Source organism: Streptomyces antibioticus, from assembly GCF_002019855.1.
GTDB lineage: Bacteria > Actinomycetota > Actinomycetes > Streptomycetales > Streptomycetaceae > Streptomyces > Streptomyces antibioticus_B.
Genome location: NZ_CM007717.1, coordinates 7,918,844 through 7,938,857 on the forward strand (window position 1 = coordinate 7,918,844; position 20,014 = coordinate 7,938,857).

Below are 20,014 nucleotides of genomic sequence, written 5' to 3' on the forward strand. Positions count from 1 at the left end.
GCGGGCGGACCGTGCGACGGTCCGGACCCTGGGTGGTGCGGTGGAGAGGGGTGCGATAGAGAACGGTAAGGCTTGCCTTACTTCCATGGCAAGTGTGTGTTGCATGTATGTGACGCCGAGACTACGCCGACCCGCGCCCCTCCCGCCCACCCGTCTCGCCCGGTGGACGCTGTACCTTCGACCGGGACGAGACCGAGGAGGCGGAGCAGGTGGGAGAGGGGACCGTGGAGAGAGCCGCACGGACCGGGTCCGCCCCGCGCTCCCGCACCCCGCTGAGCAAGGGGCGCGTCCTGGTCACCGCCGTCGCGCTGGCCGACGAGGGCGGGGTCGACGCGCTCAGCATGCGCCGGATCGCCCAGGCCCTCGACGTCGTCCCCATGGCCCTCTACAAGCACGTGGCCCACAAGAACGCGCTGCTGGACGGCATGATCGACGTCCTCGTCGGGGAGATCGACCCGCCCGCCGAGGGCGCCGACTGGAAGACCGCCGTGCGCGGGCGCGTGCTGTCGGCCCGCCGCATGCTGCTGCGCCACCCGTGGGCGCCCGAGGTGATCGAGTCCCGGATGAAGGCGCGGGCCACCCCGACGCCCGCGGTCATGGCCTACCTGGACTCGATGATCGGCCTGTTCCGGGCCGGCGGGTTCTCCATCGCCCTGGTCCATCACGCGATGCACGTCATGGGCAGCCGGCTGCTCGGCTTCTCGCAGGAACTGTTCCAGGACACCCCCGGCGGCGAGCCGGACCCGGACGCGCCGCCGCCCGAGGAGATGGCCGCGCGCTATCCGCACATCACCGCCCTGGCCATGGCCGTCGCGCACGACGAGGACTCCGTCGTCGGCTCCGGCTGCGACGACCAGGCCGAGTTCGAGTTCGCCCTGGACCTGACCCTGGACGGCCTCGAACGGCTGCTCGCCAGGACCTGACCGGCCCACCTTCGCGGTCCTCGTCCCCTTGACGGGTGTACGGCGTACACCTACCTTGCCCAGAAGGAGGTGTACGCCGTACACCTCGACGTGGCCGGCGAGGGGATGGGGGAGACCGATGAAGGCGATCGTCCAGGAGAGGTTCGGGCCGCCGGACGTGCTGCGGCTGGTGGACACCGACCGGCCCGAGCCGGGCGCAGGCGAGGTCCTGGTGCGGGTGCGCGCGGCCGCGCTCAACCCCTACGACTGGCACATGCTGCGCGGCGACCCGTACGTGGCGCGGCTGCTGGGCGGTGTCGGGCGCACCCGGCCGCTCTCCCGGGTCGCGGGGATCGACGCGGCCGGGCAGGTGGAGGCGGTCGGCGACGGCGTCCGGGGGCTCCGGCCCGGGGACGAGGTGCTGGGGTTCTGCCGCGGCTCCTTCGCCGAGTACGCGCGCACCCCCGCGGACCTGCTCGTGCCCAAGCCCGCGCACCTCACCTTCGAGCAGGCCGCGGCCGTACCGATGGCGGCGGTGACGGCCCTGCGCGGCATCCGGACCGTGGGACGGGTCCGGGCAGGACACCGGGTGCTGGTCAACGGCGCGGGCGGCGGCGTCGGCACGTTCGCCGTGCAGATCGCCGCCGCCCTGGACGCCGAGGTCACCGGCGTGTGCAGCGCGCGCAACGCGGACCTGGTGCGCTCGCTGGGCGCCACGCACGTCCTCGACCACACGCGGGACGACTTCACCGACCGGCACGCGCACTACGACGTGATCCTGGACAACGTCGGCAACCACCCGCTGCGCCGCCTGCGCCGGGCGCTCACCCCGACCGGCACCCTCGTCGCCAACGGCGGCGGATCGCCCGGCCGGGTGTTCGGGGCGATGGGCTTCATGCTGCGCACGGCCGCCGTCGACACCGTTGTCCGACAGCGCCTGCTCCCCATCCTTCCGTCCGCCCCGGCCGGGCCGACCCACGACGACCTGCTCGCCGTCACCGCACTGATCGAGTCCGGCACGCTCACCCCGGTCGTCGACCGCACCTACCCCCTGGCCGACACCGCGGAGGGCGTCCGGCACGTGGAGCGGGGGCATGCGCGGGGGAAGGCGGTGGTCGTGGTGGGGTGAGGGGCCGGGGGGCGGCCCCTCACCCCGGCCTGGCCCACGGGAAGCGTCTCAGCTCCTCTCCCTCTCCCTCTCCCTCTCCCGCTGCCGTCGGGCCCGCGGGACCCCGGACGCCGCGGGCCGGCGTGGGGCGTTCCTGCCGGGATGCAGTTCGATCGCCAGGGGTGCCGCCGTGAAGACCGAGGAGTACGTGCCGACCGCCAGGCCGATGAGCAGGGCGAGGGCGAAGTCGGTCAGGGTGTCGTCGGCGAGGACGGCGAGGGTGGTCAGGATGAGCGCCGCGCCCATGCCGGTGTTCACGGTGCGGGGCAGGGTCTGGAGGATCGCCCGGTCCGTCAGCCGGGACAGGGCGGCCGTGCGGTCGCGGGCGATCAGCTCCCGGACGCGGTCGAAGAGGACGACGGAGTCGTTGACCGAGTAGCCGATGACCGTGAGCAGGGCCGCCAGGAACACCCCGTCGACCGGCTTGCCGAGCCAGGCGAACGCGCCGACCAGGATCAGCGCGTCATGGGCGAGGGCGCCGACGGCCGCGGTGGCGAACCGCCAGCGGAAGCGGACCGCGAGATAGACCAGTTGGGCGCCGAGGGCCAGACCGAGGGCGATGAGGGCGTTGCGGCGCAGTTCGTCGCCCAGCGTGGGACCGATCAGCTCGTCGCGGACCTTCTGGGTGTCACCGCCGAGCCGGCCGACGGTCTCCGTGACGGTCGCCGCCTCGGCGTCGGTCAGATGCTCGGCGCGCACGGTGAGCGCGGTGTCGCCGGAGGACTGGACGACCGCGCGCGGGAACCCGGCGTCGGTCAGGGCGGCACGGGCCCGGTCGGGGTCGACGGGCGTGCTCGTCGTGTACTCGATGAGACGGCCGCCGGTGAACTCGATCCCGAAGTCCAGACCACGCACCAGGATCCCCGCGACGGCCACCACGAGCACCAGGCCGGAGGCGGCCAGCCATCGGCGCGGACGGCGCATCGGCGACGGGTCGCGCCGCACCAGCCGGTCACGGACCCACCCGGAGCCCGCGATGCCGGTCAGCCGGGGCCGCCGGAACACCGCGGGGCGGCTCACCGCGTACTCCGCGAGCACCCGGGTGATCAGCAGGGCGCTGATCATCGAGGCGAGGACACCGATGCCCAGGGTGACGCCGAAGCCGCGGACCGGCCCGGAGGCGAAGGCGAACAGCAGGGCGGCGGCGATCAGCGTGGTGATGTTGGAGTCGGCGATGGCGCTCAGCGCCCCGCGGAACCCGGCGGACAGCGCCGACCGCGTGCCCGCCGTACCGGAGCGGCCTCGCACGGCGCTCTCCTCACGGGCCCGTTCGAAGACCAGCACGTTGGCGTCCACGGCCATGCCGATCGCCAGCACGAACCCGGCGAGACCCGGCAGCGTCAGCGTCGCGCCGAGCGCGGCCAGGGCGGCGTAGGAGATCAGGCCGTAGCAGGCCAGGGCCAGCGTCGCGAGGAAGCCCATGAGCCGGTAGACGGCGATGATGAACAGCGCGGTCAGACAGGTGCCGATGACGGCGGCCCAGGCGGCGGCGGTGATCGCCGCGTCGCCCAGGGTGGCGCCGATCGTGCGCTGCTCGACGGTGTCGACCGGTACGGGCAGGGCGCCGCCGGAGATGAGCAGGGCCAGTTCGCGGGCCTCGGTGTCGTCGAACGACCCCGTGATCTGCGTGCTGCCGCCCGCGATGCCGGCCCCGCAGCTCACCGAGGCGGCGACCTGCGGCGAAGAGATGATCTTGTCGTCGAGGACGATCGCGATACGGCGCTGCGGGTCGCCCGCGGGATGGCACGCCGCCCGCGCGGTCAGGTCCGTCCAGCGGTCGCTGCCGGTGCCGGTGAAGTCGACGGTGACATGCCATCCGGCGCCGCTCTGCTGGTCGAACCGGGCGTCGGCGCCCTTCACGTCCTGCCCGGTCAGACCGGCGTCCGCGAGCCGCAGCGGCTGCCCGGACTCGTCGGGCAGGGTGCGTGCCGATGCGGGATCGGCCGGGCTCGCCGGGGCCGTGGCGGCGCCCGGGTTCTCTGCGGTGCCGAGGACCGCGTGGACGGTGAGCTGTGCGGTGCGGCCCAGGACGTCGGCGGCCTCCTTCGGGTCCTGCACGCCCGGCAGTTCGACGATGATGCGGTTCTCGCCCGAGCGGACGAGGGTCGGTTCGGCGACACCGAGCGCGTCGACGCGGCCGCGCAGCACCTCCAGGGTGCGGTCGGTGGCCTCCCGGCCGGCGTCGGTGGTGGGGGTGGAGCGGGTTTCCAGCACGATCTGGGTGCCGCCGCGCAGATCGAGCCCGAGGCGGACCGGCACGGTGAGCGCGATGGCCAGCGAGCCGACGAGCACGGCGAGCGCGAGGAGCGCACGCATGCGTGAGGAGTTGTTCCGGCGTTTCAACACGAGCCTCCGACAAGGCGCGTCAGGGCAGGGGCGAGCCCGGCCGTGACGGGAGAAGGGTGAGGAAAGGGGTGTCTCAGGTGCCGGTGGGTGTCGGAGGTGCCCGCCCGCGATCGTGCGCGGTCCGGCCGGGGGAGACGGACGGGTGCGCGGCTCGCGCCGACGCCGGTGCGCCGGCCGCCGGGGCGACGACCGGAGTGCGGGTGGTGGTGACGGGGTGGTCCGGCGCGGACGGGCGTTCACCGCCGTGGTCGTGCCGGACCCTGGCCTGGGCCGGGCAGCCGGTGGCGCACGCGTCGTCGGCCCGCGGACCGCTGTCCACGGCCGTCGCCACGGCGACCCCGGTCCCGGCTCCGGCCCCGGCTCCGGCTCCGGCCCCGGAGAGGTCGGGCGCGGCGGGTGCGGACACCCCGGGAACCAGCGCCAGCAGGACGGCGAGGAGTACGGCGAGCCGGGCGGCCGCGGTCGGGACGGCGCGGGGTGCCGGGCGCATGCACCGTCCCTTCGGCAGAGGTGGACGAACAGGGTCAGGGTTCGATGAGGCCGGCCCGGATGGCGTACCGGGTCAGCTCCAGGCGGTCCCGCAGGCCGAGCTTGTGCAGCAGGTTGGCGCGGTGGCGGTGCACGGTCTTGACGCTGATGAAGAGGATCTCGGCGATCTCCTTCGAGGAGTGTCCCTCGGCGACCAGCTTGAGGACCTCCTCCTCGCGCGGGGTGAGGAGCTGCCCTGCGTCCTCCTCGCCGTGTCTGACCCGGTCCAGGTAGTTGCGGATCAGGGCGGTGACCGCGCCCGGGTAGAGGAACGGCTCGTCGCGCATCGCGGCGCGGCAGGCGGCGACCAGATCGCGGTCGGCGACCGACTTCAGGACGTAACCGCAGGCCCCGGACTTCAGCGCCTGGAACAGGTACTGCTCGTTGTCGTGCATCGTCAGCATCAGGATGCGCAGGCCCGGCTTGAGCGCGGCCAGTTCGCGGGTGGCCTGGAGACCGGTCAGCCGGGGCATGGCGATGTCGAGGATGGCGAGGTCCACGTCCGCGTGCCGGGCCGCGTCGACGGCCTCGGCACCGTCTCCGGCCTCGGCGACGACCTCCAGATCCGGCTCCCGGTCCAGGATCAGCCGCACACCGAGCCGTACGAGGGCGTGGTCGTCGGCGAGCAGGATGCGGATCGGCCTCGGCGGCGCGGCCGTGGCCGTGATCGTGGTCGTGGTCGTGGTCGTGAGGGGCGACGGCCTTGTGGCCGTGACGGGTTCGGGAGGGTCGTTCGGCTCGGACATGGTCAGTGCTGCTTCCTGGGGGCAGGGGTGGTGAGGCGGATCCGGGTACCGGTGCCCGGCGTCGAGGTGATGTCCAGGGTGGCCCCGGCGAGCAGGGCCCGTTCACGCATCCCGCGGATGCCGGCGCCCTCGCAGGCGACCTCGGTGCCGCGGCCGTCGTCGGCGATCTCCAGCACCATCGCCTCGTCCGCGCCGCGCAGGCTCACGTCGACCCGGCCGGCGTCCGCGTGCCGGGCGGTGTTCGTCAGGCTCTCCTGGGCCACCCGGTACAGGACCAGCTCGGCCTCCGGGTCCAGGGCGGGCAGATCGGCGTCGAAGCGGCGCACCACACGCAGCCCGGTGTGGGTGGCGAAGTCGTGCGTGAGCGAGGTCAGCGCGCTGACCAGCCCCAGGTCCTCCAGGACCCCGGGGCGCAGTCGGCGGACCAGCCGGCGGACCTCGTCCAGGCTGCTCCGGGTGATCTCCTGGGCCTGGTGGAGCTGTGCGCGCAGCGGCTCGGGGGCGTCGTCCGCGGCACGCCCCAGCACCAGCAGGATCGCGGTCATGCTCTGCCCGACCTCGTCGTGCAGCTCCTGCGCGATCCGGCGGCGCTCGGCCTCCTGCGCGAGCAGCACGCGCGCGCTGGCCGTGGCCCGCTCGTGTTCGAGCCGGTCGAGCATGGCGTTGAAGGTGCGGATCAGCTCGGGAACCTCGCCGCCGCGCCCGCCGCCCGCCGGGTCGCCGTTCTCCGGGTCACCGCCACCGGGCACGGGCAGCCGCTGTCCGGGGCGCAGCAGATCGACGGTGGCCATCAGACCCGTCAGCCGGTCCAGCGGCGCGAGGCCCCAGCGCAGCAGGGCGGCGTTGGCGACCAGCATGACGGCGAGGCCGCCCACCAGGATGACGGCCTCGGTCAGCAGCACCGGCACGGAGACGGTCACCGGCGCCCAGAGCAGGAGCGCCGTCGCGGCACCCAGCACCAGGGCGTTGAGCCCGAAGATCCGCCAGAACAGCGACACCGGGAAACGCCTCCTCACCTTTGAATCAAGCGGCCTCCGCCCCATCTTGCCTTGCAATATGTGCGCGGTCGAGAGATTACGTGCCCCAGTTCCGAGGTCATCGAGTACCCATGCCCTGCATACCGCGGTCCCGGTGTGGTCACCGCGGCCCACCGCAAATGGGTTCTGTGCCCGATGGGATTCCCGCGTCCCGGTCGGCAGAGTCGATGGGGACCGAGCCGCCCGGTTCGGCAAGCGCCCCCCTCGGCCGTCCCGGCCGTGCGGCGCCGCACCGGGCGGCCTTTGCCGCGTGGCCCAGGTGGCCCGTGGCGCGGAAAGGAGTCCACCGTGCAGCTCGACACCTCCCGGACCGACCCCCACCCCGGCCGGCTGACCACCCACGAGGCCCGCCAGCGCCTCGAACACGCCCGCAACAGCCGGATGGCCCAGCTCCGGGCCCTCGACGAGGGCGGCCAGAGCGCGGACGCCCATCTGATGTCCGCGCAGGCGGAGGCGATCCGCCGGGTGCTCAAAGAGATCGGCGAGGCGTTCGCCCGTATCGACGACGGCTCCTACGGCGTCTGCGGGGGCTGCGCCAAGCCCGTCCCCGTGGAGCGCCTGGAGATCCTCCCGTACACGCGGTACTGCGTCGCGTGCCAGCGCCGCGCCGCCGTCTGAGCCGAGTCCCGCCCTGCGCACAAGGGGTGAAGTGGTGAACCACCAGACCATCGACGATCAGCCCGACGACGCTCAGCCCGAGGACGACCCGACCGCCGTCGACGGCCGCGCCGTGCGGCTGTCGCCCGAAGACCTCGCCGCGGTGCGGGCGAACCTGCGCGAACAGCGCGTGTTCCGCGAGGAGCAGCTCCGGCAGATCGCGGCGACCGCCCGCGCCGCGACCCCCGCGCACCGGCGCCGTACGGCCCAGGACGAGGTCGATCTCAAGCTCGCCGCCTCCGCCCGCATGGTCCTCGCCGACGTGGAGGCGGCGCTGCGACGCCTGGCCGAGGGCCGCTACGGCACCTGCCACCTGTGCCGGCGCCCCGTCGACCGCGAACGGCTGATGATCGTCCCGCAGGCCCGCTACTGCGCGCGATGCCAGCAGGTGAGGGAGGCCGGACGATGACCCTGATCCGCCGTCCCCAGAGCGTCCCGCCGGGCAAGCACCGGCCCTGGCCCCTGTGCCGGCGCTGCTGCGGTCTCGCCCTCGACATGGGCAGCGCCCGCACCCGCGCCTGGATAGCGGGCCGCGGCACCGTCCTCGACGTGCCGACCGTCACCCTCCCCGGCGTCGGCGGCGTGCACCCGATCCAGCGCGGCGCCATCGTGGACGTGCCGGGAACGTCCCGCATGCTCGACCGGATCCTCGGCGACCGGCTGCCCCGGCTCACCCGGCCCCTGGTGGTGATCACCACGCCGGTGCTGGACGGCCCCACCTACCGGGAACGCGCCCGCGCCGCCGTACAGGTGCTGAGCCCCTACGCGGTCCTCACCGTCCCCACCGCACGCGCCGTCGCGCTCGCCGCGAACGCCGATCTGTCCCGCCCGCTGCTCGTGGTGGACATCGGCGCCCATCTCACCGAGGTGGTGCTGCTGGTCGACGGTGTCGTCTTCGACGCCCGCCGCACCGCCCTCGGCACCACCGACATCTCCGGCACCGGCGCCGCCGGGGACGTCGTCGACGCGGTCACCACCATGATCACCTCGATGCTCCGGCAGGACCGTACGTCCCTCACCGCCGACGCCCTGAGCCGGGGCGCCCTCCTGGCCGGCGGCGGCGCCCTGCGCCCGGACCTCCTCTACCGGCTCGGCGGCACCCTGCACGCACCGGCCCGCGCCGTCCCCGCGCCGCACACCGCCGCGCTGCGCGGCGCCGCCACGATCCTGCGGGCGGCACACGCCCACCCCTCGGTCATGGGCGCGCCCACGCGGGGGGACCTGCCCGACTGAGGGCCCGGCGCGCGCCACCGTCGTCCCGTACGACGCCCCGCGCCGCCCCGGCCTGCCCTACGCACCCCCCTCGCCCCTGGAAGGAGAACGACCGTGTCCGGCGCGACACCTCCCGCGCAGCCGCCACCCGGCCCCGAGCACGACCCCGACCCCGACCCCGACGAACCCGTACGTCGCCTGCCCCTGCCCCGGCCGCCTCGCCCGGTGCCCCTGTGGCGCTGGCGGCGCAACCCCCTGCGGCGGCGGACCGACCGGCTGCTCGGCTGGATCGGCCTGAGCCTGCTGCTGCTCGTGCCGGTCCTGGGCCTCGCCGCCACGTTCGCCGTCGGGGACGCCGCCCACCGGCACTACCGCGCGACGGCCGAGCACCAAACCCGGGCCCGGAGTCTGCTGGCCGCGGTCCTCGTCCACGACGCCCCGAACCACCCCGAGCCCGGATCCGACGAGGCACGCAAGGCCCGCTACCCGGTCACGGTCCGCTTCACCGCCCCCGACGGCCGGGACCGCACCGCGAAGGCCGACGTGCTGCCCGGCCTGACCGCCGGCAGCACCGTCACCGTGTGGACCGACCGCCACGGGGCGCTCACCGAGCCGCCCCTGACCATCGAGCAGATCCGCAGCCGCACCATGGGATGGGCGCTCCTCGCCTTCATGGCCGTCGCCCTCGCCGGATTCGCCGTCCACGGCGCCGCCGCCCTGATCCTGCACCGCCGCAACCTCGCGGCATGGGACGGGGATTGGGCCCGGACCGCGCCCCGCTGGACCACCTCGCCCTGAGCCGCCCCGCCCGGCCCGGGGTCCAGAGCGTGGACAGCTTCTGGCGCCCGGCTGTCTCCTGCTGTACAACTTCCCCCGTGATCCACGAAACCCTTGTACGCCGCCTGGTCGTCGACCTGTGCCGCCGTACGGCTTCGTGTTGTTGATCCTTCCCCTCTGAACGGCCGCTGCCACGCGGGGCGTTGCCCTGCCCGCCCGCCGTCACCCGCCTCCGGTCACCGACCCGGCCGCCTCCGCTTCCCCGCGTGCGCCGGGTGTGCTCGTCATGTCCTTCCGAGGCCCGTGGAGGCCCTCCTTGCCACCCTCCCCGCCCACCGCCCCGGCCGAATCGGCTGCTCCGCAGGACGTCGGCGCCGACGGCACCGCCACCGGCCGGCCGTCCGCGCCCGACACCCCGCGCCGTACCCGGTCCCGGTCGCTCGGCGCCCTGCGCCGTCTCGCGCTGCCGTTCGGCTCGCTCCTGCTCTTCCTCGTCGTCTGGCAGGCGGTGGCGAACAGCGGCGCCTGGAGCGAGACACTCGTGCCGCCGCCCGCCAAGGTGTGGGACGCGTTCGTCGCCGTCTCCACCACCCATGACGGCGTGCGCGGCTACAACGGCACCTATCTCATCGAGCACTTGGGCATCAGCCTGCGGCGCATCGCCTTCGGCGCCGGCATCGGCATCGCGCTCGGTGTCCTGTTCGGGCTGGTCATGGGGACCGTCGGATGGGTGCGGTCGCTGTTCGAACCGTGGATCACCTTTCTGCGGACCCTGCCGCCGCTCGCCTACTTCTCCCTCCTGATCGTCTGGCTGGGCATCAACGAGGAACCGAAGATCACGCTGCTGGCGGTGGCCGCGTTCCCGCCGGTCGCCGTCGCCACGACCACCGCGGTCGCCGCGGCGCCGCTCCACCTCCAGGAGGCGGCCCGCGCGCTCGGGGGCTCGCGCCGGGACGTCGTCCGCGACGTCGTCCTGCCGTCGGCGCTCCCCGAGATCTTCACCGGCGTCCGGCTGGCCGTGGGAGTGGCGTACTCCTCGCTCGTCGCCGCCGAACTCGTCAACGGCCTGCCGGGCATCGGCGGCATGGTCAAGGACGCCGCCAACTACAACAACACCCCTGTGGTGCTCGTCGGGATCGCCGCCATCGGCATCTCCGGCCTCGTCATCGACGGACTGCTGCTCTGGCTCGAACGCACCGTCGTGCCCTGGCACGGCCGCGCCTGACCCGTCCCTCTTCTCCGCCTCCACCTCCGCCTCCACCGCCGTACAGCGCATCGATCCTCTACAGAAACAGGCCAGTCATGACCCCTTCGCAGCCCAGAGTCAGCACGGGACCGTCCCAGGGGCGGCCGACCCGCCGCGCCCTGCTCCTCGCCGCGCTCGGCGCGGCCGCCGTCGCCGCCACCGGCTGCTCCTCGGGGGACGACGGCTCCTCCGGCGGCGCCAAACGGCTGCGCATCGGCTACTTCGCCTTCCCCAGCGGCGACTTGCTGGTGAAGAACCAGAAGCTCCTGGAGAAGGCCCTTCCCGACCACAAGATCTCCTGGATCAAGTTCGACTCGGGCGCCAGCGTCAACCAGGCGTTCATCGGCGGCTCGTTGGACATCGCGGCGCTGGGCTCCAGCCCGTTCGCCCGTGGGATAGCGGGCAGTTCGCCGATCCCGTACAAGGTCGCCTTCGTCCTGGACGTGGCGGGCGAGAACGAGGCCCTCGTGGCGCGCAAGGCCAGCGGCATCACCGACGTGGCCGGGCTCAAGGGCAAGACGGTCGCCACACCCTTCGCCTCCACCTCCCACTACAGCCTCCTCGCGGCCCTGGAACAGGCCGGTCTGAAGGCGTCCGACGTCAAGCTGATCGACCTCCAGCCGCAGCCGATCCTCGCCGCCTGGCAGCGCGGTGACATCGACGCGGCCTACGTCTGGCTGCCGACGCTCGACGAACTGCGCGAGACCGGCGTCCAGCTCATCAGCAGCAAGGAGATCGGCGCCGGCGGGAAGCCGACGCTGGACCTCGCGGTCGTCTCCGACGAGCTGATAGCGAAGGACCCGGAGGCGATCGAGACCTGGCGCAAGGTGGAGGCCGACGGGCTGCGGCGGCTCGCCTCCGACCCCGAGGGCTCGGCGCAGGCCATCGCCAAGGAACTCGGCATCAGCCTCGCCGACGCCAAGGCGCAACTGTCCCAGGGCGTCTTCCTCACCCCGGAGCAGGTCGCCTCGGCCGACTGGCTCGGCACCGAGGGCAGCCCCGGCAAGCTGGCGACCTATCTCACCGACACGGGCGCGTTCCTCGCGGACCAGAAGCAGATCGACTCCGCGCCGACGGAGGAGACGGTCCGCAAGGCGCTGTACCTGAAGGGGCTGCCCGATGGGCTCAAGTAGCGAAGTCACCGGCAAGGAAAAGACGTTGGAGGCCGCCGGCGACGGTGAACGCCCCGGAGCGATCCGCCTGACGGACGTCACCCACCGCTACGGCCGCGGCGCCGACGCCGTCACGGCCGTAGGACCGGTCGAACTCGACGTGCCGCCGGGGGAGTTCCTCGTGCTCGTCGGCCCGTCCGGCTGCGGGAAGAGCACCCTGCTGCGGCTGATCGCCGGCTTCGAGCAGCCCACCCAGGGGACCGTACGGGTGTCCGGCGCCGCACCCCGGCCCGGGCAGGCGGCCGGTGTGGTGTTCCAGCAGCCACGCCTCTTCCCGTGGCGCACGGTCGGCGGGAACGTCGACCTCGCGCTGCGCTACGCCAAGGTGCCCAAGGACCAGCGGGCCCGGCGCCGCGCGGATCTCCTCGAGCGGGTCGGGCTGGAGCAGACCGACGGACGGCGGGTCTGGGAGATCTCCGGCGGTCAGCAGCAACGCGTCGCCATCGCCCGCGCGTTGGCCGCCGAGAACCCGGTCTTCCTGCTCGACGAGCCCTTCGCCGCACTGGACGCCCTGACCCGCGAACGGCTCCAGGAGGACGTGCGCCGGGTGACCGCCCAGACCGGCCGTACGGCGGTGTTCGTCACCCACTCCGCGGACGAGGCGGTGTTCCTCGGCTCCCGCGTGGTGGTCCTCACCAGACGTCCCGGCACCATCGCCCTGGACCTGCCGATCCCGCTCCCGCGCGGCGACATCGACCCCGAAGAGCTGCGCGCGTCCCCGGAGTTCGCGGAACTCCGCGCCAGGGTCGCCCACGAGGTGAAGGCGGCGGCGGCCTGAACCCGCCGCCCCCGCACAACCGCCCCCGACCGTCGCGATGAAAGGAGAGACGGACATGACCGTCATCAGTGAGCAGGTGCACGAGGCCCGGGCAGGGTCGCCCGTAAGTGACGTCGCGGGGCTGCGGATCACCCCGCTCGGGCCGAGTTTCGGCGCCGAGGTGCGGGGCGTGGATCTCGGCCGGATCGATGACGCGGGAGTGGAGGCGCTGCGGGCCGCGCTGACCGCGTACAAGGTGCTGTTCCTGCCGGGGCAGGACATCGACGACCACGCGCAGATCGACTTCGGGCGGCGGCTGGGCGAGGTGACCGCGGGGCACCCCGTGCACGACTCCGGTGACGTGCCCGACGAGGTGTACGCGCTCGACAGCCAGGACAACGGCTTCGCCGACGTGTGGCACACCGACGTGACCTTCGGGGCCCGGCCGCCGGCGATCTCCGTGCTGCGGGCCGTGGTCCTGCCCCCGAACGGCGGCGACACCTCGTGGGCCGACAGCCAGCTCGCCTACGAGTCGCTCACCCCCGGCCTGCGGGCGCTGATCGATCCGCTCACCGCGGTCCACGACGGCAGCCGCGAGTTCGGGTACTACCTCGCCCAGCGGCGCAAGGGGCGCGGCAACGTGTGGGAGGGCGAGGTGTTCAGCTCCCTCGCCCCGGTGGAGCACCCCGTCGTACGGGTGCACCCCGAGAGCGGGCGCAAGGGCCTGTTCGTCAACCCGGGCTTCACCTCGCACATCACCGGTGTCTCCGAGCACGAGAGCCGCGGCATCCTCGACATCCTCTACGCCCATCTCACCAAGCCCGAGCACACCGTGCGCCACCGCTGGCAGCCGGGCGACGTCGCCCTGTGGGACAACCGGGCCACGTCCCACTACGCCAACCGCGACTACGGCGACCAGCACCGCGTCATGCACCGCATCACGCTGCGCGGCGACGTCCCCGTCGGACCGGGGGCCGTACCGACGGCGGGGCGTGGCTGACACGACCCGGCCCGCGCCGTTCTCCCGGACGGCGCGGGCCGGGCGGGTGTCACTGTCCCGGCGCCAGCACGTACGTGTTGAGCGTGCCGACCGTGCTCAGCGGGGACGGTGACCCCACCTCGTAGCGGTCCACGGCGAGGTAGTTCGGCTTCTTGCGGGCGGCCGGCGTGCAGAAGTTCTGCGCCCGGTTGAGGAGTTTGCCGTTGTCCGTCTCGATGGTGGAGCCGATCGGGTAGTCCCGGAAGTGGTTCATGACGAACAGCGGGTGGAACGCGGCGGAGTCCACGGTGAGCGGGCGCCCGGTGCCCCAACGGCTGTAGCAGGACCAGTCCGAGCTGCCGATCCCGCCGCCCATGGACCAGTAGTTCTCCACGGTCCACTCCCGCTGGTACAGCACACCGAAGGTGTCACGCGTCGCCCAGCCGGCTCCGATGTCGGCGGAGCGCGTCCGGTCGCTGAAGATGAGGAGCTGCTTCCCGCGCGCCGCGAGGTCCGCCATCGTCGGCCAGCCCTTCACGGCCACGCCCTCCTGATCGGGCCGGTACAGCACGTCGTTCAGCCCGCTGACGGAGGCCAGGGACGACTTCAGCACGTCGGAGGGCGCGTAGTCCTCCAGGAACACGGTGACGAACTGACCCGGACGGGCCTTGAGGAAGTCGACCATGCGCTGGAGATCGGTGGCCAGCGGCACGGGGTTGCTCACCCCGTCGCAACTGTTGTGGCAGAGCACGGCCCGACCCGAGACGGCGTAGTCGTCCAGCATGAACGCCCGCACACCGTCGTTGAGCTGGCGGTTGATGCCCAGGTTCTGGTTGGGGAACAGGCTCACAGGGAACGACGCGAAGTTGCCGTCGGCGCCGTTGGCGTAGGCGTTGTGCGTGGTGAGGAACGTGACCTGGTCCAGTCTGCGGGTGTCGGCGGACGGCATCGGGGCCGTCGCGTGCGCCACCGGGGTGAGGTACCAGCGGGCGAGGTCACCGCCCGAGCCGAGCTGGACGGCGGCGGCGTCGGACCCCGACCCGGTGAGGTACTGCGAGGCACCGGGGACGCCCACCGTCCAGGTGCCGTCCGCACCGGCGGTGATCGTCCAGGTGGTCCCCGCCGACCCGCATCCGGCGGTCACCGCGGAGGTGCCGTTGCGGCCCAGGCAGACGTTCGACTGGTCGGCGTTGCGCAGTTGGTGGCCGCCGTCGACCGCGACCGGGACCCACTGCTGATGGTCCTCGTTGCCCTTCGGGTTGTGCGCGGCGACCGTGCCGCCGGCGGCGGCCGCGTTCAGGCCGGTCGCGTAGTTCTGGAGATACACCGAGAAGGCGGGCACGGCCGCCGCGGCCTGCCCCGGGGACAGGACGGGCAGGGCGAGGGCCAGTGCGGCGGTGCCGCACAGGGCGCGCAGGGGGCGCAGGCGCACGAGGGGTTCCTTTCGCGCAGAGCGAGGGGGTGGCAGAGGCATGACACACCGGATAGGGCTGCGGTGCCACCGTTTCGGCCTCAATTCCCGCTGAACCGGGGCCGGTTGAAGATCGACGTCACTCACTGCTGCCGCTCTCGTACGTACGGTGGTCGTCCGTCGGCCCCTGCTCGACGAGTCGGCCCGCCTCCAGGGCGACGATCCGGTGGGCCCGCGCGGCGGTGTCCGGATCGTGGGTGATCAGGACCAGGGAAAGGTCGTCACGCTCGTGGAGCAGGTCCGTGAGAACACCCAGGATCTCCCGGCGGGTGACCGGATCCAGGCCCGAGGTGATCTCGTCGCAGATGAGGACGCGCGGGCGGGCGAGCAGGGCCCTGGCCAGCGCCGCGCGCTGGAGTTCGCCCCCGGAGAGCTGCCCGGGCCGTCCGCGCACCAGCACCTCCGGAAGTCCGAGGCCGGCCAGCACGGCGAGGGCCTCCCGGGTCGCGTCGGCGGGAGTGGCGCCGCGCAGCCGGACCGCCGTGCGGGCGACCTGGTGCAGGACGGGACGGTGCTCGTCGAAGGCGGCGCGCGCGTCCTGGAACACGTACTGCACGGCCGCCAGTTGCGCACGGTCGCGGCCGCGCAGACTGCGCGGCAGAGGCGTGCCGTCGAGGAGGATCTCCCCGTCGTGATCGCGGTGGAGCCCGGCCAGACAGCGGGCTAGGGTGGTCTTCCCGCTGCCGGAGCGGCCGACGACGGCCACGCACTCACCCGCGCGCAGGTCCAGCCCGGGCACGCGCAGCACCACGCTCGTGCCTCGTCCGCCGTCACGGTGACGGGCGGTCAGATCGCGGATCCGCAGGACGGGCCGACCGGTGTCCACGCCACGGTCCCGGGACGCGAACTCCGCTTCCTCGGCGAGAAGTTCGCGGGTCCACTCGTGCCGGGGTGCGGACAGCAGACGGTGTGCCGGTCCCGACTCCACGACCTGTCCGGCCCGCAGGACGACCACCTCGTCGGCGAGCGCCCGTACGACGTCCAGGTCATGGCTGAGCAGGACGACGGCGATACCGCGCGCGGCGACGGCCGCGAACCGTTCGACGACACGGCTCTTGGTCAACGCGTCCTGACCGGTGGTGGGTTCGTCGGCGACGACCACCCGGGCGCCCAGCAGAAGCGCCTGCGCCAGCACGACACGTTGCTGCTGACCCCCGGAGAGCTGATGCGGATAACGCTCCGACAGCTCTTCCGCATGGCCGAGTTGAGCCTCGGCGAGAGCCCGGAGGACCCGTTCGCGGGCCGCCGCCCGGCGCCGCCCTCGGGGCAGATGGCGTACCTGGGCGCGCGCGATGTCCGTCAGGAGGGCGGACACACGACGGGCCGGGTTGAGGGCCGCGGCCGGCTGCTGGGGTACATAGCCGACCAGGCCGCCCCCGGACAGCCGTACGTCACCGGAGACGTGAGCCCCGGGCGGATACTCGCCCAGCAGGGCGAGGCCCGTGGTGGTCTTGCCGCTGCCCGAGGCGCCGATCAGGGCGGTGACCTCGCCGGGGCGGGCCGTGAGGCTCACTCCGGCGACGATCGCTCTGCCCCCGATCTCCACGCGCAGGTTCCGGATCTCGGCCGCGGGTTTCCCCTCGCGGCTGTCATCGCGGGTGAGACGGTCGGTGTGTTCGGCGTGGTTCACCGGTGTGCCTCGCTCCCGGCCCGGTCACGGACGGCGCCGGACGGGGACGGCGGCTTCCGGGCCGGGCGGCCGTCCGTGAGCGCCGCGTCGAAGAGCAGGTTGGTGCCCGTCGTCAGCGCGACGATCAGCAGGGCGGGGACGACCACGGCCCACGGCTGCACGAACAGGCCGGTGCGGTTGCGGTCGACCATGACCGCCCAGTCGGCGGCGTCCGGCGCGACCCCGACACCGAGGAACGCCGCCGTCGCGACGAGATAGAGCACGCCGGTCAGCCGGGTCCCGGCGTCGGCGACCAGCGGGCGCAGCATCGCGCGGCCGACGTGCCCGACGGCCAGCCGCCACCAGGTCTCGCCCTGCATGCGCAGCGCCTCCACAGCCGGACGGGCGGCGATCTCCGTGGCGGCGGCACGCACCATGCGGGTCGCGTCGGAGACGTTCACCAGCACCACGAGCAGCGTCAGACCGACCGCGCCCGGCGAGAACACGGTGGCCGCCAGCAGGATCAGCAGCAGCGACGGCACGGCCAGCAGCACGTCGAGGGGGCGCATCACCAGCTCCTCCACCAGCCGGCGGTGGGTGAGGGCGACGGCCAGCCCGAGCGGCAGCGCGACCAGGTACGACAGGGCGGTGGCGGCGAGGGCGGTCAGCACGACGGGCCGGCCGCCGTGCAGCACCTGCCCCCACACGTCACGGCCCACGAAGTCGGTGCCGAGCCAGTGCCCGTCACCGAGGGTGAATGACACCGTGCGCGGTCCCGGATCACCCGCGAACAGCGGTCCCAGCAGGGCGAGTACGAGGGGGACGGCGACGATCGCCGCGCCGAGGACGAAGCGGCCCGTGCGCGGCCGGTTCACGCGGCCACCCCCGCCCGGGGCGCGAGCCGGCGCAGGACGAGGTCCGTGCCCAGGTTCAGTACGACGGTCACGGTGCCGAACACCACGGCGAGGCCCTGGACCACCGGCATGTCGCGTTCGGCGACCGCGTCGAGCAGCACCGTGCCGAGCCCGGGGATCGCGTACAGGGCCTCCACGACGATGACACCGCACAGCAGCCAGTCGATCGTGCGCGCGAGATGCTGGGCGGCCGGGGCGAGGGCGCCCGGCAGGGCGTGGGTCCAGGTGACGCGCGCCGCGGAGACGCCGTAGCGGCGGGCCTGGGCCACGTAGGGGGAGCCGAGCGCGTCGATCATGCCGGCCCGCACCAGCCGGGAGAGCGAGCAGACCGGGCGGGACGCGAGGACCAGCACGGGCAGGACGAGCGCCGACGGATGGGCGAGCAGGTCGGTGCCGTAGCCGACGGCGGTCGGCGGCAGCCAGCCCAGCCGGAGCGCGAGGACGGTCACCAGCAGGGTGCCCAGGGCGAATTCGGGCACCGCGTACACGGCGAGCGTGACCGAGCTGATCCACCGGTCGGTGCGCCGCCCTTCGCGGCGGGCGGCGAGCACACCGAGGCCGAAGCCCGCCGGGATCAGCAGGGCCACGGTGAGCGCGGCCAGCACGAGCGTCGGGCCGAAGCCGTCGGCGATGTAGTGGCCGACCGGGCGGCCCGACACCAGCGAGGTGCCGAAGTCGCCGCGGACCAGGCCCGCCGCCCAGTCGGCCAGCCGCTCGTACGCGGGCCGGTCGAGCCGCATGGTCTCGCGGATGGCCTCGATCCGGGCCGGGTCGGGCTGGTCGCCGGCCAGCGCGACGGCGGCGTCGCCCGGCAGCGCCTCGGTGAGCGCGAAGACCAGGACGACCACCGTCCCGGTCTGCACGGCACCGAGGAGCAGCCGCCGGGCGACGAAGGAGCGCAGTCCGCTCACGCCAGCCACACCTTGTCGAAGCGCGCCCAGTCCAGGGTGTTGGCGGGCGCCTCGGCCACAACTCCCTTCACCGACTTGGACGTTCCGATGATCCAGTCGGCGAAGCCCCAGATCAGGAATCCGCCCTCGGTGTACAGTCGGCGCTGCATGCGCCCGTACACGGCGGCGCGGTCGGTGGCGTCGCGGGTGGACTGGGCCTGCTGGTAGAGGGCGTCGAAGTCCTTGTGCTTCCACTTGGTGGCGTTGGTCGTGGAGTCGGTGAGCAGCCGTTGGGAGATGTGGGACTCGATGGGCATGGCGCCGGAGCGGTAGCAGCACAGGGTGCCGTTGTCGAGGATGTCGGCCCAGTAGGAGTCCTTGCTGCCCATCCGCACGTTCACGGTGACGCCGGCCTTCGCGGCCTGGTCGCGGAAGATCCCGGCGGCCTCGGTGAATCCGGCGGCGACGGACGAGGTGTCGAGGGTGACCGTGAGCTTCTCGGCGCCGGCCCGCTTGAGCAGGGCGCGGGCCCGGTCGAGGTCCTGTTCGCGCTGGGGGAGGCCGTCGGCGTAGTACTCGTAGCCCTTGCCGAACAGGTCGTTGCCGATGACACCCGCGCCGGACAGGGCGCCGTCGACCAGTTCCCGCCGGTCGGCGATGAGGAAGAACGCCTGGCGCACCGACGGGTCGTCGAAGGGCGGCCGGTCGGTCTTCATGCAGAACGCCTGCATGGCGCTGTTGCGCAGCCGCACGATCTCGATACGCCCCTTGCCCTCGTGGGCGCGTGCCGTCGTCGGATCGAGTTCATGGGCGTACTCGACCTGGCCGCCCAGGAGGGCGTTGACGCGGGCGGACTCCTCGTTGGCGACCACGAACTCCAGTTCGTCCAGGTGCGGGGCGCCCTCCCAGTAGTCGTCGAAGCGGCGGAAGGAGGCGGAGCGGCCGGGGGTGAAGGAGGCGAACCGGAAGGGGCCGGAGCCGATCGGCTTCCTGTCGAAGTCGGAGGCGCCCTCGGGGATGATGTAGGCGCCGAACGCGGCCAGGACGTTGGGGAATTCGGCCGTGGGCCGCTTGAGGACGAACTCGATGCCGCGCTTGCCGGTGGCGCGGCTGGCGTCGAGGTCGATGGGCTCCAGGGACGCCTTGGCGCGGAACGCCTGCCGGGGGTCGGCGATACGGCGGTAGCTGTGCAGGACGTCGGCGGCGGTGACCGGCCGCCCGTCGTGGAACGTCGCCTCGCGCAGGGTCACCTGCCAGCGGTCCAGGGACGCGTTGGGCTCCCACTTCTCCGCGAGCCGAGGCTGGGCGGACAGGTCGGCGCCGTAGTCGGCGAGTTTGTCGTAGAGCGCCTTGGCGCGGGCCGCGTCGGCGAAGAGGGACGCCTTGTGCGGGTCGAGGGTCTCACCGGCGCCCCCGCCCGCGAACGCGGCGCGCAGCCGCCCGCCGCGCCGGGGAGCGCCGTCGCCCTTGCTCTTCTTGTCGGTGCCCGCGTCGTCGGATCCGGCGCAGCCGGCGAGGGCGAGCGCGCCGAGGGAGGCGGCACCGGTGGCGGCGAGGAAGCCGCGTCGGCGCAGGCCGGGGAGACGTTCGTCGTACATGGGGT

Annotated in this window: 19 protein-coding genes; 10 read left to right on the forward strand and 9 right to left on the reverse strand. The window is 73.4% G+C overall.

Translation table 11 applies throughout. The features are described 5' to 3' along the window. Positions 1-224: 224 nt before the first annotated feature. Positions 225-923, forward strand: a complete 699-nt coding sequence (locus tag AFM16_RS35740) for a TetR/AcrR family transcriptional regulator C-terminal domain-containing protein (RefSeq protein ID WP_078637216.1) — start codon at positions 225-227, stop codon at positions 921-923. A gap of 118 nt (positions 924-1,041) precedes the next feature. Continuing rightward, a complete protein-coding gene (locus tag AFM16_RS35745) occupies positions 1,042-2,031 on the forward strand; it encodes an NAD(P)-dependent alcohol dehydrogenase (protein WP_078636463.1) in 990 nt (329 codons plus the stop codon). Between the two features lie 48 nt (positions 2,032-2,079). Here AFM16_RS35745 and secD read toward each other — a convergent pair whose 3' ends face one another. From secD to AFM16_RS35765, 4 genes are all read right to left on the reverse strand, one after another. Continuing rightward, positions 2,080-4,386, reverse strand: a complete 2,307-nt coding sequence (secD, locus tag AFM16_RS35750; RefSeq protein WP_078636464.1) for a protein translocase subunit SecD — start codon at positions 4,384-4,386, stop codon at positions 2,080-2,082. 103 nt (positions 4,387-4,489) lie between these two features. Further along, positions 4,490-4,906: a hypothetical protein gene (locus tag AFM16_RS35755; protein ID WP_078636465.1), complete on the reverse strand. Its 417-nt coding sequence runs from the start codon at positions 4,904-4,906 to the stop codon at positions 4,490-4,492. 34 nt (positions 4,907-4,940) lie between these two features. Further along, a complete protein-coding gene (locus tag AFM16_RS35760) occupies positions 4,941-5,690 on the reverse strand; it encodes a response regulator (RefSeq protein ID WP_030782588.1) in 750 nt (249 codons plus the stop codon). 2 nt (positions 5,691-5,692) lie between these two features. Next, positions 5,693-6,688 (reverse strand): sensor histidine kinase, encoded by a 996-nt coding sequence (locus AFM16_RS35765; protein WP_030782586.1) that lies wholly within the window; start codon positions 6,686-6,688, stop codon positions 5,693-5,695. Positions 6,689-7,015: 327 nt separating this feature from the next. On the opposite strand from AFM16_RS35765, the gene AFM16_RS35770 reads away from it, so the two are divergent. From AFM16_RS35770 to AFM16_RS35805, 8 genes are all read left to right on the forward strand, one after another. Further along, on the forward strand, positions 7,016-7,345 hold the full coding sequence (locus tag AFM16_RS35770) for a TraR/DksA family transcriptional regulator (protein ID WP_078636466.1): 330 nt from the start codon (positions 7,016-7,018) through the stop codon (positions 7,343-7,345). Positions 7,346-7,376: 31 nt separating this feature from the next. After that, the gene (locus AFM16_RS35775) at positions 7,377-7,793 is read left to right on the forward strand and encodes a TraR/DksA family transcriptional regulator (RefSeq protein ID WP_370628123.1); all 417 of its coding nucleotides are present in this window, start codon (positions 7,377-7,379) and stop codon (positions 7,791-7,793) included. Further along, positions 7,790-8,617 (forward strand): rod shape-determining protein, encoded by an 828-nt coding sequence (locus AFM16_RS35780; RefSeq protein WP_078636467.1) that lies wholly within the window; start codon positions 7,790-7,792, stop codon positions 8,615-8,617. Before AFM16_RS35775 ends, AFM16_RS35780 begins: the two co-directional genes overlap by 4 nt. A 93-nt stretch (positions 8,618-8,710) precedes the next feature. Continuing rightward, positions 8,711-9,394 (forward strand): Rv1733c family protein, encoded by a 684-nt coding sequence (locus AFM16_RS35785; protein WP_078636468.1) that lies wholly within the window; start codon positions 8,711-8,713, stop codon positions 9,392-9,394. A 427-nt stretch (positions 9,395-9,821) separates the two neighbouring features. Beyond that, positions 9,822-10,598: an ABC transporter permease gene (locus AFM16_RS35790; protein ID WP_245178031.1), complete on the forward strand. Its 777-nt coding sequence runs from the start codon at positions 9,822-9,824 to the stop codon at positions 10,596-10,598. 77 nt (positions 10,599-10,675) lie between these two features. Then, positions 10,676-11,752, forward strand: a complete 1,077-nt coding sequence (locus AFM16_RS35795; RefSeq protein WP_078636470.1) for a taurine ABC transporter substrate-binding protein — start codon at positions 10,676-10,678, stop codon at positions 11,750-11,752. Continuing rightward, entirely contained in the window at positions 11,739-12,569 is an 831-nt protein-coding gene (locus tag AFM16_RS35800) for an ABC transporter ATP-binding protein (protein WP_078636471.1), read from the forward strand. The genes AFM16_RS35795 and AFM16_RS35800 overlap by 14 nt, the downstream gene beginning before the upstream one ends. Positions 12,570-12,624: 55 nt before the next feature. Further along, positions 12,625-13,548 (forward strand): TauD/TfdA dioxygenase family protein, encoded by a 924-nt coding sequence (locus AFM16_RS35805; RefSeq protein ID WP_078636472.1) that lies wholly within the window; start codon positions 12,625-12,627, stop codon positions 13,546-13,548. Positions 13,549-13,597: 49 nt separating this feature from the next. Here AFM16_RS35805 and AFM16_RS35810 read toward each other — a convergent pair whose 3' ends face one another. The 5 genes from AFM16_RS35810 to AFM16_RS35830 all read right to left on the reverse strand — a co-directional run bounded on the left by AFM16_RS35810 (position 13,598) and on the right by AFM16_RS35830 (position 20,009). After that, a complete protein-coding gene (locus AFM16_RS35810; protein WP_179123349.1) occupies positions 13,598-15,001 on the reverse strand; it encodes a phosphoinositide-specific phospholipase C-related protein in 1,404 nt (467 codons plus the stop codon). A gap of 76 nt (positions 15,002-15,077) precedes the next feature. Next, entirely contained in the window at positions 15,078-16,544 is a 1,467-nt protein-coding gene (locus AFM16_RS35815) for an ABC transporter ATP-binding protein (RefSeq protein WP_306293492.1), read from the reverse strand. An 80-nt stretch (positions 16,545-16,624) separates the two neighbouring features. Further along, positions 16,625-17,482, reverse strand: a complete 858-nt coding sequence (locus AFM16_RS35820) for an ABC transporter permease (protein WP_078636474.1) — start codon at positions 17,480-17,482, stop codon at positions 16,625-16,627. Continuing rightward, positions 17,479-18,432: an ABC transporter permease gene (locus AFM16_RS35825; RefSeq protein WP_078636475.1), complete on the reverse strand. Its 954-nt coding sequence runs from the start codon at positions 18,430-18,432 to the stop codon at positions 17,479-17,481. Before AFM16_RS35825 ends, AFM16_RS35820 begins: the two co-directional genes overlap by 4 nt. Continuing rightward, positions 18,429-20,009: an ABC transporter substrate-binding protein gene (locus AFM16_RS35830; protein ID WP_078636476.1), complete on the reverse strand. Its 1,581-nt coding sequence runs from the start codon at positions 20,007-20,009 to the stop codon at positions 18,429-18,431. The genes AFM16_RS35825 and AFM16_RS35830 overlap by 4 nt, the downstream gene beginning before the upstream one ends. Positions 20,010-20,014 lie beyond the last annotated feature (5 nt).

Coding starts and splice junctions, on each gene's coding strand:
- AFM16_RS35830 (WP_078636476.1), bottom strand. CDS start 20,009: ATGTACGACGAACGTCTCCCCGGCCTGCGCCGACGCGGCTTCCTCGCC.
- AFM16_RS35795 (WP_078636470.1), top strand. CDS start 10,676: ATGACCCCTTCGCAGCCCAGAGTCAGCACGGGACCGTCCCAGGGGCGG.
- AFM16_RS35745 (WP_078636463.1), top strand. CDS start 1,042: ATGAAGGCGATCGTCCAGGAGAGGTTCGGGCCGCCGGACGTGCTGCGG.
- AFM16_RS35755 (WP_078636465.1), bottom strand. CDS start 4,906: ATGCGCCCGGCACCCCGCGCCGTCCCGACCGCGGCCGCCCGGCTCGCC.
- AFM16_RS35810 (WP_179123349.1), bottom strand. CDS start 15,001: ATGCCTCTGCCACCCCCTCGCTCTGCGCGAAAGGAACCCCTCGTGCGC.
- secD (WP_078636464.1), bottom strand. CDS start 4,386: ATGCGTGCGCTCCTCGCGCTCGCCGTGCTCGTCGGCTCGCTGGCCATC.
- AFM16_RS35780 (WP_078636467.1), top strand. CDS start 7,790: ATGACCCTGATCCGCCGTCCCCAGAGCGTCCCGCCGGGCAAGCACCGG.
- AFM16_RS35760 (WP_030782588.1), bottom strand. CDS start 5,690: ATGTCCGAGCCGAACGACCCTCCCGAACCCGTCACGGCCACAAGGCCG.
- AFM16_RS35805 (WP_078636472.1), top strand. CDS start 12,625: ATGACCGTCATCAGTGAGCAGGTGCACGAGGCCCGGGCAGGGTCGCCC.
- AFM16_RS35800 (WP_078636471.1), top strand. CDS start 11,739: ATGGGCTCAAGTAGCGAAGTCACCGGCAAGGAAAAGACGTTGGAGGCC.